The sequence below is a fragment of the Pirellulales bacterium genome (assembly GCA_033762255.1).
Taxonomy (GTDB): Bacteria; Planctomycetota; Planctomycetia; order Pirellulales; family JALHPA01; genus JANRLT01.
Genome location: JANRLT010000049.1, coordinates 44775 through 57035 on the forward strand (window position 1 = coordinate 44775; position 12261 = coordinate 57035).

Below are 12261 nucleotides of genomic sequence, written 5' to 3' on the forward strand. Positions count from 1 at the left end.
CAAAGCGTAGGAGCTACGGCTGCCAACTAGGAACTTCCTGGCCATCTTTGCGGCGGGCCAAACGCTGGAACACGCCCAGTTTGGCGGGATCGGCGGAGTTGGCGAATTGAATTTCATCGCTGAGGAAATGGACGCTGCCGTCGGCAAAGACAAACTGCGCCCCGCCGGTGTGCTGGCTGCCATAACCCGCCGCCCCGCGTGGGTCGCAACTGAGATAATACGGTTCCGGGGGGATATTTAGCGGATAAAAGGCGGTGGCCAGCACATTGGGAATCCCCTCGCGCTCACAGCGGTCCCACCCTTCGGCACCGGCCCAAACCGCGGCAAAGGAGGCCGAACCGCGCTCGCCGATGGCCAGGGTTTTGCTGGTGCCATCGGTCACTTCCCGGATGCGCACGACGGTATTCCCGCCAAACAGGCCATTGCCGGCAAAGTCGGCGGGTTGCCAATCGGCAGAGTTTGTCAGCCAAAAATCGCCAAACGAGCCAACATAGTGCGACACCGCCACCCGCACGCCAAAGTCATTAGAGTGCGAATGCCCGCCGCTTGAGCCGTCAGGCAAAATATGCCCAAGGAGCGCGGGGCCAAAGCCGCCGCCGTTAGGTCGGCTCGGTGATTGGCTATTAAACACAAAGCCGCTCAGCGTGCGGCTGTCGCTTTGCAAGACTTCAATCGGGTCGGCGGGGCAGCGATACACGCTGATCCACTTGCGGAGGTGCTTTTGGGTAAAGGGATTGGCCAGGATCCATTGCAGGCGATTCTGGCGCGGGTTGATTTGCTTAAAGAGAGGTTCTTCCTCGATGAATGGCAACAACAGCGTCCCCCAGCCCCACGCCTGCCGCATCACGGGGTCGTCCGTCGGCCCCCAGCACCCTTCGGGGAAGGACTTGTTGGCATTGTGATAGTTCGCGAGCGCGGTGCCGATCTGCCGTAAATTGTTCTGGCACTGGGTGCGGTGTGCCGCGCTACGAGCCTGTTGGATCGCGGGTAATAAGAGCGCGACCAACAGGCCAATGATGCCAATTACCACCAGCAGTTCGACCAGGGTAAAGGCGCGCGACCGCGCCGGGCGGATGCCCATTCTAAAGATGACATTTCTTTTAGCGAACACCCGTGGCGCGCAAACGCAAGTATCCGCTTCTAAGACAGAGCAACCAGCCTGGTGATCGGTAGGATGTTTCACACGCGGCATTAACTACCCCGTTTGTTTACGCCACAGCGGCGTGATTGCGCACACTGGTCGTAAGGATGATTTCCCTCCATGCTCGAATAACTGTATTTTAGGTTGCAATTACCAATAGGACAAGAATTTGCGCGGAATTACCGCTTTTTTTGCGGCGGTGTACCCTGATGTTTGGCAATTGTTTATCGCCAACGCCCCCCCTGGTGGTGCCTGGCGGTGGTCGGCGCGTTATAATCGCAGGCGGCTAAACACCGGTCTGAGAAGTGTGCGGAACGGGTCATTTCCGCACAGAGTGTCAACTAGTCCGCGAGGACCAGTCACAATCTTTACCCTTGGGAGGAACTTATGAGCTTACGCACAATTTTGCCTACGACGCTTTTGGCCTGTTGGACGGTCGCGGCCGTGTACGCCATCGAAGTACCTAAACCAGATCCGGGGCAAAAGGAACACGCGTGGCTCAAGCAGTTGGTCGGCCCCTGGGAAGTCGAACTAGAGGCCAAGGATACCGAGGGGAAAGTGTTGATGCAGTGCAAGCAAAACATCAGCTACCGGATGCTGGGCAATCTGTGGGTCGTGGCGGATATTGAAATGCTGGATGGGCAAAATACGATTCTCGGGTTGCAAACGATCGGCTACGACCCTAAGGCCAAGCAGTACGTCGGCACGTGGGTGGATTCGATGCATAACCATTTGTGGAACTATAGCGGCAGTGTCGATGAGGCCGGCAAGAAGTTGACGTTGGAAGCGACCGGCCCGAATATGTTACTGCCGCCAGGAGCTGTGCCGCAGATGGTCCAATATCGTGATGCGTACGAACTGGTCTCGCCGGACGAGATGAAGGTTGAGTCGTCGATGCAGATGCCGGACGGCAAGTGGATGGTATTTATGTCCGGCAAAGCCGTGCGCAAGCAGCAACCCGCGGCGAGGTAGGGAACGCTGCCGGGGAAGCAGGTAGGCAAGAAGCCAGTCAGTTAAGGCCTGTTGTCGAATGCACCAATTTACCCCAAAAGAGATTCATCCTGGGGCAATGCTGTGTAGGTGCGTGGCTGGGGATGAGCGTAGCGAACACTCCAGCGGGGCACTAAGCCACCTTTGTTTCCTCCATTAGCAGCGTAGGAGAATTCGCAAGAATTCTGATCTCTCCGCCTGGCCCGAAACTTTAGCAAGTTCCGCAACGAAAGACCGGAACTTTGGCAAGTTCCGCTACAAAAAAAGCAAACTACACCCAAGAGGGCTCGAACCTCTAACCTTCGGTTCCGTAGACCGATGCTCTATCCAATTGAGCTATGGGTGCTTGTGTCAGTATTTAATTTATTTATCGACCGCTTAAACCATTACTACCACACATTTTGCGGCTATTTACAACCACATTTTAACGGATTTTGGCCGCAGAACAAGCCCCGTCACCCCACCCCACGCTTGCCGCATTTACCGTAAAAAATAAGACGGCTGGATCATGGCGAAGGTTCATTTGGGGTAATTATCATAAAAATAATATTTACTCCATTAGACAATCAACTTGCGATAGGCGTTCATTTCGTGCGCCTGGACGCGGGCTAGGATTTCCGCCCAGAGTTCATTCATAAGGTTTAAATTCAACACCCCCTGGATCGTCTTGGCGGCAAATTGGCGAAACATTTCGGCGGCGCTGCTGGCGGTCGTGGCGGTAACAGCCAGAGCCATCTCGCGGTCGCAATGGGCAAACTCATTGGCGATCAGGCTCAGCGTGGGAAGCTTGGGCACGGGATCCGGGTCATTAACATACCGAAAAATCTTTCCTTTCAGCTCCTTATTAAAAGCCCGCATCGCCGCCTCGTTGCCGATCATGGGTGAGCCAAACGTGTAAACCTGGTGCACGTTGATCATTTTTCGCTGCAGCAACCACGCCGACAGATGCGCGAGCGCGCCCCCCAGGCTGTGCCCCGTGATCCAAATCGGCCGTTCGGACTTTTTCCATTCGGCCTCGATCCCCGCAAACACTGGATCCCAAATCTCGCCAATCGCATGCACAAACCCCTGATGAAAGCGCGCTCCCACTCCCGCCGCCATCAGGTCCGTCCCCAAACGCCCCTCCGGCACAATGAGTAAATTCAGCGCATCGGTCAAAAACCAGTCCTTTAGCCCGTCAATGCTGGTGGGGGACTCTGTCCCGCGAAACGCCACCACAATGTGGTCCGCGTTGGTTGCCACATACGCCTGGGTGTTGTCCACTTCATAGAGCTGGGCGTCCAGGCCCAGGTCGTCGGCAAATTTTTTACTGGCGACGGATTGGGGGGAGTAGGAATAATCCGCGGCCAACGCTAAAAATTGCGCATTAGCCACGGAACCCAGGTCATCTTCGGTCAGGATGTGACTCATGGTTGAGTGTTGCCAGGGGGGGCGGGGGTGGGTTGAAACTGGGGATCGGCCTCAAAAAACATGACATGCTGCCAGGGGAGCTTGTCAAATTGTTCGACGAGCTTGAAACCGTTGGGCTCTAGTTCCTTAAGGATTTGCTTTTTGCTCATTTTATGCAGTTCCTTGATTGGCACGTTGGGGTCTTCCAGGCGAAATTCCACCAGCACCAGCCGGCCCCCCGGCGCCAGGGACCGCCGCATGGCGGCCAGCATCTGTTCGGGATGCGAAAACTCATGATAAACATCCACGCACAAAATCAAATCCACCTTCCCAGCCGGCAACCGCGGATCAATGGGCGAGCCCAAGATCAACTCATAATTGGAAATATTTTCCTCTTTGGCCCGCTCCGCCAGTAGTTTCAGCATTTCCGACTGGATATCCACACACAGGACTTTTCCCTTTTCGCCTAGTGTCGGAGCGATTTTTAACGCATAAAAACCGTTGCCGCAGCCCATGTCGCAGACGACCTGGCCGGGTTGCAGCTTCAGCGTTTTTAACAGCGTGCTGCATTCCTCTTCCCGTTCGCGGTTTTCCCGCGTCAGCCAGGGAGCCCCCGCGTAATGCATAGTTTGGGCGATGGTGCGCCCTTTGTACGCTTCCAGCGCGGGGGGAAGTTCCTCCGGCGAGGAGAGCGTATTGTCAGTGGTCGGCTCCGCGGCTGAGGCGGTTTGCGACGGAGAGGTTGTCGCGGCAGGGGGAGCGGCCGCGGCGGGTTCTTCCGCCCCCCAACTGTAATGCCATCCGCCGCACAATTGCCATGCACCGCACAAAATGAGCGCAATCGCTATCCTGCCACATACAAACATCGTAATAAATCGTTTCATGGCCGGGGTTTCGATTGCGAGAAGGAAAATTCACCAACTAGAATAACGAGCGAACCTCTTGCCTGGTTCCGCTGACGATCATTATTCCCGATTTCACCGCCGCTTCGCAACTCTTTACTCGTATTTCCACCAAGTTTCGTGCCCCCCACCCCCCCCACGCCCGAGAGTTTTCCCCCCCGGCTACGCCTGCGCAGCCCACGAGAGTACGCGCGGGTCTACGCGCGCAAGGTATCGGTCGCCCAGCCATCGCTCTCCGTTTGCGGTTGCGAAAACGACCTGCCGCACCCTCGATTGGGTTTGTCGGTTTCACGTAAAGTGGGCAACGCGGTGGCGCGTAATCGCTGGAAGCGGCTCTTGCGCGAGGCGTTTCGGCTGGAGCAGACCGCGTGGCCCGGCGGTGTGGATTACGTGGTGATCCCGCGTGCTCCCGAACCGCCGGAACTCGCGCTGTTACGGGCGGAGTTGGCCGAAATGGCCCAAAAACTCGCCCGGCGGTTGACCAAGTTCCCCCCCCGCGCGGATCAGCCGCGGCGCAATCCCCAGCAGCGTTAATAATGTTAGAAAGTACAGCATCAACCAACAGCCGCCACGCGCTAGCGTCCGGTTGATTTCTTAACATGTCAAAGAACTAAACTATTACAATTGTCATCGCTATGTTGATTCATCTCTGGCAATTTTTACTTTCGCTTCCCGCGCTCGTGCTCATTGGGCTGGTGCGTCTGTACCAGTGGACGCTTAGCCCGTGGATTGGGCGGTACTGCCGGTTCTCCCCCACGTGCAGCAATTACTTTATCCAGGCGGTGCGCAAGTACGGCGCGGTGCGGGGTGCGTGGCGGGGGACGCTGCGGATCTGCCGCTGCCATCCGTGGCATCCGGGGGGATATGATCCGCCGTAGGGGGCAACATAAAAATGAATCGCAAAAAAAATTAACCACGGAAAACGAGCCAAAGTATTTCTGGAGTAACAAAGTTTAGCTTTTTTGGGGGAATAGTACGCTATTCACAGACAAAGCTTGTTTCTGGCCGTGGACAGCGATAACGTACAATCATGTTGTGATGGGCAGATTCGACATTCATGAGGTTCATTATGCGACATCATATTTTGGCCTGGACTGTGTGCGCATTGCTATTGATGGGTGTGGCGCATCCCGTGTCCGGGGCGGAAACACGCAAATGGCAATCCCACGACGGCAAATATAACGTAACAGGCGAACTGCAAGAATTTCGCGAGGCCACCGGGGAAGTTCTGATTCACAAGGAGAATGGCAAGACGATTACTGTGCCCTTGTCCGTTCTTAGCGCAGCGGATCAAGAATACGTAAAGGCGCAAACAACTCAACCCCACGACGCGGAGCATCCTCCCGCCAAGGCCGCTACGGAGTCCGACGAACAACTTGCCAAAGAATTGGTAGAGCAGTTTCTGGCGGCGCATCAACCGATCCAACAACCAACTTGGGAAAAAATCTGGGCGGAACCCGTTAGTTCAAAGCCGCGTGAGATCGTTTTTAGCCAGCAAGGCGATCTCTGTGCCATATTGGACGAAGCCGGGAACTGCGTGGTGCGGGATTTGATTGATGGAACTATCGTGGTCCAGGGGGAACGCGCGCTGGTGGGAAATGTCCTAGCATGCGCAATTTCACCGGATGGAAAGCTGGTCCTGACAAGTTCTCTCGAGCAACCCGCGATCTTGTGGGACGCCCGTAGCGGAAAACAGCTTCATCTGTACAAGACGCCCCGGGCACCGATAAAAGTCTCCCTGCCGACGGCGGACCGCGTTGTCATGCTGTTTGAGGATGGCAGTTTCTCGCACGGTCCCCTGCGGCAAGCAAAACTCACCAATATCTTACCGCAATTTCCAGATGGAGAACTTCCCGCCGACAGTCTGGCGGTATCACCCAACGGACTGGATGTGCTAATTTGGAAAAACAAGGGAAGACTCGCGCAGCATTACCAGTTTCCGACCAAAGCGGCTTCCAAGGCGGGGGTACGCAAGTATCGCACCCCGCAAGAGTTCGAGCCGCTTACGGGGGGGCTGATCACAAAACATTTTCAGGCGCTATTTGACTTAAGCGGCAGAATGCGGTGGCTGGGTACGATGGAAGCTTCCCGTCCCGGCAAATCGCGTTTGGCGTGGACACGGTATACGACGCTCCGGACACATCTCGAACGGGGAGTTGTTTCTCCGGATGAGCGTCTGGGGGCCTTTGTAAGCGAACATGGCGTGCTGGCATTTCCCGCCGAAAATCCCGCTCTGTGGAAAATGTTCGCCCCTCCGGCATTCCAGGAAAAAAGCAACCTGCTCTGGCTAGCGCCGGATTTTCAGCGATTGGCCATGTATGATAGTGGGCGCTTGACGCTGTACCGCGCGGACTTGACCAACCAAATTCGCGATGTGCCGCTACTCCGGAAATGTGTGGAGAATAAAAAATTCCAGGCGCTGAATCAAGCGTATCTGCTGTTGGATCAATCGCCCGCGTATTCAGCGCGGTCGCTCATCCAACCTTATACCCAGGATTATCTGCAATTGGTGGATGATGCACTGAATTATCAGTCGGAACAGACCAATGGCGAGTTTCTGGCCGAGTGGGATAACTGGGCAGCCGCAGCGGAGGACGCTACCCTAGGCACGGTCTATTATGCGCAAAAGGCCGCTGCCGCGGCCTGGGCCGCGCGTGGCGGTGACACGGCTGCTAATGTCAAGCCCGGGGATATGAAAAAATTTCTGGATAAGATGGCCGAAACCCGCAAGCTGTTGTTGCCGCTAATGCAGCGCAAGCATGTTCCCGCGGAAGCTGTCTATCAGTGGTTAAGAGCTTGTCAAGCGCTTGGCTGGGAGGAAGAGGATGTCGCGCTGGGGATGGAAAAACTGCTAAAGTCGCATCCCTATCATGCGGACTCGCACCGAATGATCATGTTCTCCCTCTTGCCTCGCTGGCATGGCGAGCCGGGAGACGCCCAAGCCTATTCCGAAAAAGTAATCGAAGCCGTGCCGCCCGAATATCAGGATGCCCTGTACTGCGTCATGCATTTATCCATTTTGCGCCAAAAGCAAATGATGCAACCCGACATCCTATTTGACGAAATTAAAAATCCTCCCCGCGTCTTGGATAACCTGGAACTAGAGTGGGAACGGCTGCTTAGCGGCGCCGATCAATTAAGCGAATTGCTGCCGGATGATCCCTATGGCCCCACTTTGGGCCTCTATCTAAGCATTCAAATCTGCGACGTGCCAAAAACAAAACACTATTTAAAAATCATTGATGAAAAATTTCGCGGCATTATCGCCCAGATCGAATATTTTAGTTATGCCGATATGTATTTTCTACGTGAAGCTCTCAAGGCAATTCCCGATTAGAAGGACAACTGCGATACAGAGCGCTTGTCATGCCCCCGTACGCCTTCTATTGGAGATGCTACCCCCCGTTCCCCTTGCCCCTTGCTTGCGCGACTTCCCGGCACAGTTTGCCAAAGCGGCCCAGGATTTTACGCCCGATGATCTGCGCGCCCGGCAGTTCCCGCGGCAATGCCGACAGTATCTGATCGCGCAGTTCCGGGCCTGGCGCGCAGCGGTCGTGCGGGTCGTACGGCGTCTTGGCCCATAGCTCAATCTGCTCGGCCCCGATTTCGGCGTGAAACTGGATCCCCCAGGCCAACTCGCCAAAGCGAAACGCCTGATGCGTGCACTGCCGGCCGCTGGCCCCGTTCTCCGTCCCCGCGGCCAAGAACTCCGCCCCGGCGGCCAAAAGCACCGCGCCGGCGGGGAGTTCAAATGTATCCCCATGCCACTGTAAAACCGTGGCCGGGCCCGGAATATCCGACAACAGCGGGTCCTGCTGGCCGGCGGCGGTGAATTCCACGCGGTGCCAGCCCACCTCTACCGCCGGAGCCGCCCCCACCCGCGCCCCCAGCGCCTTGGCCAGCAGTTGCGCCCCCAGGCACAGGCCCAGCACCGGCACCTTGGCCCGGACCGCCTCGCGCAGCCAGTGGATCTCTTGGGCGAGAAACGGATATTGCTCCACCTGGTCGACATTCATCGGCCCGCCGATGGCCACCAGCCCCGCCCAGTGCGGGGGGTGGAACGTCCGTTGCTGGCAGGCGGCCATATCCCATAGTTCGGTGGTCAGGCCCGCGGCGGCGAGCGCGTCGGCGGTCTGGCCGATCGGTTCGCCGGTGACGTGCCGCAGGATCAGGACCGGGGGAAGTGCCATGCGGAAGTTGGCCGCGTTAGCCGTGGAAATAAATTAGCCGTGGGGCGTTAGCCCACGGTTGAAGCGGAAAAACCTATAGCAACTCGAATTGCCTGACAAAAGAACCTTGGGCTAGCGCCTAGCGGTTGATCCTGCCAGCACTACGTAGCATAGCCACCCTGGCGGGAATTCAGATAGGGGGCGGGGCGGGGTTTTTCGGCTCCCCGGGGACAGGCACAGGCCCCTCGGCCAGGGAGCGCCCCTGCCACCAAAAACCGGCAATCCCCGTCAAAGCCGCCAAGGCCATCAGCCACTTAAGAAAGGTGAGCGTTTTGGCGTTTTCCTGGGTGACAAAATTTTCGTACCGGGCAAAATCGGCGGTCTCTGGGGCATTGCCGCTGGCGGGGGACGGGAGGGATTTTTCTGGCGGCGGCGCGCTTGCGGACGAAGGCGCCGCATCCACGGGAGGATTTACAACCGTGGGTCGACGACCATGCGGGTCGATCGCCTGGCCGCGATTGATCTGCTCTTGGGCCAATTCGCGACCGTGGGCCTTTAGCTCGATGCGCTGTTGGCGAATATTGAATTTTCCCTCAATGATGACAATGCCGAGATAGGCCATTCCCGCAAGGAGGGCGAGGTAAAACCAGGGGGAATCAAGCCTGTATCCGCGTAAGGGTCCTACCCCCGCCATGCCCGTCAAGATCGCCAGTGCAATGAGCCAGTCGAGCATGGGGGGAGGTTGGTGGACAGTGGTAAGTGAATAGTGGACAGAGTGAGAATGGAGAGCATGCCAAATGTCTCCATTCCTCCAGACTCTATATCTCCAGACTCTAAATTACCGTTTCTTCTTAAACAACGGACCGGCGTAGATCGCCCCCGCGCCCAGTTCTTCTTCGATCCGGAGCAGTTGGTTGTACTTGGCCATGCGGTCGGTCCGGCTGGCGGAGCCGGTTTTGATTTGGCCGGTCCCCAAGGCGACCGCCAGATCGGCGATGGTGGCGTCCTCGGTCTCGCCACTGCGGTGGCTGCTGATCGTGGTGTAACCGTTGCGGTGGGCCAGTTGAATCGCCTCGATTGTTTCGGTCAGGGTGCCGATCTGGTTGACCTTGATCAAAATGCTGTTGCCGATCCCCTTGTCGATCCCTTGTTGCAGCCGCTTGGTGTTGGTGACAAACAGATCATCCCCCACCAGTTGCACATTGGCCCCGAGTTTGTCGGTGAGCATTTTCCAACCTTCCCAATCGTCCTCGCTGCAGCCATCTTCGATCGAGCAAATGGGGTATTTCTCGGCCCAACTGGCTAGCATTTCGACCATGCCGGCGGGAGAAAGGGTTTCTTCCTTGCCCCCTTTTTTGCCTAGGACGTATTGCTTTTTGTGCTCGTCAAACAGTTCCGTGGCAGCCACATCCAGGGCAATCTGCACTTGCTCGCGCGGTTTGTATCCGGCTTGCTGGATCGCTTCCATGATCAGGTCGAGCGCCTCAGAGTTGCTTTTGAGGTCCGGGGCAAAGCCTCCTTCGTCGCCGACGGCGGTATTCAGCTTTTTCCCTTTGAGGACTTTCTTTAATTGGTGAAAGATCTCGGTCCCGCAACGCAGGGCCTCGCTAAAGCTGTCAAAACCCAGCGGCATCACCATAAATTCCTGAACATCGACGGAGTTATCGGCATGGGCGCCGCCGTTGATAATGTTCATCATGGGAGCGGGCAGCAACCGCGCGCCAGGCCCACCCAGATAACGGTACAGCGGCAGGCCAGCGTGGTCCGCCGCGGCGTGGGCGACAGCCAGCGACACGCCCAGGATGGCGTTGGCCCCCAGGTTTTTCTTATTATCAGACCCATCCAGTTCGAGCATGCGCAGGTCGACGCCGGTTTGGTCGAGCGCGTCCATGCCGTTCAGCTCATGGGCCAGGGTGGAGTTAATGTTTTCCACCGCCTTGAGGACGGACTTGCCCAAAAAGTGCTTGGCGTCGCCGTCGCGCAGCTCCCAGGCCTCGTGAATGCCGGTGCTAGCCCCGCTAGGGACCGCGGCCCGCCCAAATGAGCCATCAACCAGGGTGACATCGACCTCGACGGTGGGGTTGCCGCGGCTGTCGAGAATTTGGCGTCCGTGAATGTCAACAATCGTGCTCATGGGTGAATTAGGGGGTAAGTGGATATGCCGGGGATCAGCGCAGTGAGAGTCAGCACAGACGTGATCGTGGCGGGAGGACATAATTACAAATTAGGAATTACAAATTACGAATTGGGGGAGACCTGTCCGGGGGTTGGATGCGACACCGCTATTTTGACGAATTCGTGGGCGTTTGGCTAGGGCCGGGGGGAGGCATATCAATTAAGAATTAAAAATGAAAAATTAAGAATGGGGGGAACAATTTACAAATTACGAATTGGGGCAGGTGGTATGCTGGGCAGGTTGGATCATGATCCGAGAAAACCGGAGCGAGTCATAACCCGCTATGAATTATGTGCACTTGCGGAAGGCGGAGCTACAAAGCTGTAAATTTAATAAACTGTTTTGTGCATAGGTCAATGATAGGGTGGTGGAGGGTCGGCTTCGGTTGATGGGTTTAGTAAGTATTTATGGGGAAATGTAACGTTGCCTGTCATTTTAAAGATCACCCAGTACAAGATGATCGTGATATGACTTACAAAAAGGCCAACGATTTCCGTGGCGATGGACATGCCAAAACCCAAATTCCAAAATTGCTCCCAAATATGCACGTAATCTGCGCCGCGGATGAACATCCGCAGGCAGACGATGAGCGTTACCCCCCAAGCAATAAAGGCGGCTAGCCAGATGTTACGCCACAGCGTTTCCCATAAGAGCCGTCCCCAGGCAACCTGTGGCCGTTGTGCTTTAACGGCTGGTTCGAGTGTCTGCGGCGCGGCGTAGGGATTGTCGGCGGGAGGCATTTAAATTAAGAATTAAAAATGAAAAATTAAGAATGGGAGGGACAATTACAAATTTTGAATTGGGGGATGGTGCCAAGTAGGCGAATTGAGTCATCGCTTTCTTGACGGATTCATGGGCGTTTGGCTAGTGCGGAGGGGCGGTGGCTGAGTGCGCTTGGCTGGCAACGTACTCGCGATATTGTCGGTGGGCGCGTAGGTAGGCTAAAATGCCAAAGGGAAGGCCAAAGAAGAGGATAGCAATAACAAAGATTTGGAAAGGCGCTACAAATAGTAAAAAAGCAGTATAGTGAAACTCTTCGATTTTTCTCTGCCAAATCTCCGTGGCAGTAAGTATTTTCGACAGAATGTAAATATCTTCAATGATATAAAGTATGCCAATGACCATGCAAAATCCCGCGACCCACTTAATTGAAATCCCGCTTGTCTTTCGCAGATAGTAAAAGAACGGCCGGGGAGGCTCGACGGGGGGCCTATCGGGGAGCGTCTGCGGCGCGGCGTAGGGATTGTCAGTTATCATGGCCTGATCCTTGCCCGGGACCCGTGTTTTCACCAGGTTGAGATTTCTGTTCCAAGAGCCAACCGTCGGTTAACAATTGAGGATTACCGTGCAACTTGGCCCGAGAGTAATACATAGCGAAAGTCGCAAAAACCGTTGCCACGGACAATAATGAAAAACACCCCCAACAGACCAGCAGTTTTCCCGCATAATGCAAAAATAGAGTGCTCCAACTCGTTGCTTGCCATCTACTTCCTA

General features: G+C 55.8%; 12 protein-coding genes and 1 tRNA gene. 4 read left to right on the forward strand and 9 right to left on the reverse strand.

The window, feature by feature from the left end; genetic code table 11:
* Positions 1-13: 13 nt before the first annotated feature.
* Positions 14-1081, reverse strand: coding sequence for a DUF1559 domain-containing protein (locus tag SFX18_14120; protein ID MDX1964286.1), 1068 nt, complete (start codon positions 1079-1081; stop codon positions 14-16).
* A 447-nt stretch (positions 1082-1528) separates the two neighbouring features.
* Here SFX18_14120 and SFX18_14125 point away from each other — a divergent pair, with 447 nt between their 5' ends.
* Positions 1529-2113 (forward strand): DUF1579 domain-containing protein, encoded by a 585-nt coding sequence (locus SFX18_14125; protein ID MDX1964287.1) that lies wholly within the window; start codon positions 1529-1531, stop codon positions 2111-2113.
* A 290-nt stretch (positions 2114-2403) separates the two neighbouring features.
* Here the strand turns inward: SFX18_14125 and SFX18_14130 are convergent.
* The 3 genes from SFX18_14130 to SFX18_14140 all read right to left on the reverse strand — a co-directional run bounded on the left by SFX18_14130 (position 2404) and on the right by SFX18_14140 (position 4404).
* Positions 2404-2477 (reverse strand) — tRNA-Arg (locus SFX18_14130).
* Positions 2478-2689: 212 nt separating this feature from the next.
* Entirely contained in the window at positions 2690-3541 is an 852-nt protein-coding gene (locus tag SFX18_14135; GenBank protein ID MDX1964288.1) for a lipase family protein, read from the reverse strand.
* Entirely contained in the window at positions 3538-4404 is an 867-nt protein-coding gene (locus tag SFX18_14140) for a class I SAM-dependent methyltransferase (GenBank protein MDX1964289.1), read from the reverse strand. Before SFX18_14140 ends, SFX18_14135 begins: the two co-directional genes overlap by 4 nt.
* A 138-nt stretch (positions 4405-4542) precedes the next feature.
* Here SFX18_14140 and rnpA point away from each other — a divergent pair, with 138 nt between their 5' ends.
* The 3 genes from rnpA (at position 4543) to SFX18_14155 (ending at position 7759) form a co-directional block, all read left to right on the forward strand.
* A complete protein-coding gene (gene rnpA, locus SFX18_14145) occupies positions 4543-4956 on the forward strand; it encodes a ribonuclease P protein component (protein MDX1964290.1) in 414 nt (137 codons plus the stop codon).
* Between the two features lie 101 nt (positions 4957-5057).
* A complete protein-coding gene (gene yidD / locus SFX18_14150) occupies positions 5058-5300 on the forward strand; it encodes a membrane protein insertion efficiency factor YidD (GenBank protein ID MDX1964291.1) in 243 nt (80 codons plus the stop codon).
* Positions 5301-5491: 191 nt separating this feature from the next.
* Positions 5492-7759 carry an SHD1 domain-containing protein gene (locus SFX18_14155; protein MDX1964292.1) on the forward strand — a complete coding sequence of 756 codons (2268 nt, stop codon included), beginning with the start codon at positions 5492-5494 and terminating at the stop codon, positions 7757-7759.
* A 58-nt stretch (positions 7760-7817) separates the two neighbouring features.
* Here the strand turns inward: SFX18_14155 and SFX18_14160 are convergent, their stop codons facing one another.
* From SFX18_14160 to SFX18_14180, 5 genes are all read right to left on the reverse strand, one after another.
* Positions 7818-8612: a type 1 glutamine amidotransferase gene (locus SFX18_14160; GenBank protein MDX1964293.1), complete on the reverse strand. Its 795-nt coding sequence runs from the start codon at positions 8610-8612 to the stop codon at positions 7818-7820.
* 169 nt (positions 8613-8781) lie between these two features.
* On the reverse strand, positions 8782-9324 hold the full coding sequence (locus tag SFX18_14165) for a hypothetical protein (protein ID MDX1964294.1): 543 nt from the start codon (positions 9322-9324) through the stop codon (positions 8782-8784).
* 105 nt (positions 9325-9429) lie between these two features.
* The gene (eno, locus tag SFX18_14170) at positions 9430-10725 is read right to left on the reverse strand and encodes a phosphopyruvate hydratase (GenBank protein MDX1964295.1); all 1296 of its coding nucleotides are present in this window, start codon (positions 10723-10725) and stop codon (positions 9430-9432) included.
* Positions 10726-11120: 395 nt separating this feature from the next.
* Positions 11121-11507, reverse strand: a complete 387-nt coding sequence (locus SFX18_14175) for a hypothetical protein (GenBank protein ID MDX1964296.1) — start codon at positions 11505-11507, stop codon at positions 11121-11123.
* Between the two features lie 124 nt (positions 11508-11631).
* A complete protein-coding gene (locus SFX18_14180; GenBank protein MDX1964297.1) occupies positions 11632-12024 on the reverse strand; it encodes a hypothetical protein in 393 nt (130 codons plus the stop codon).
* Positions 12025-12261 lie beyond the last annotated feature (237 nt).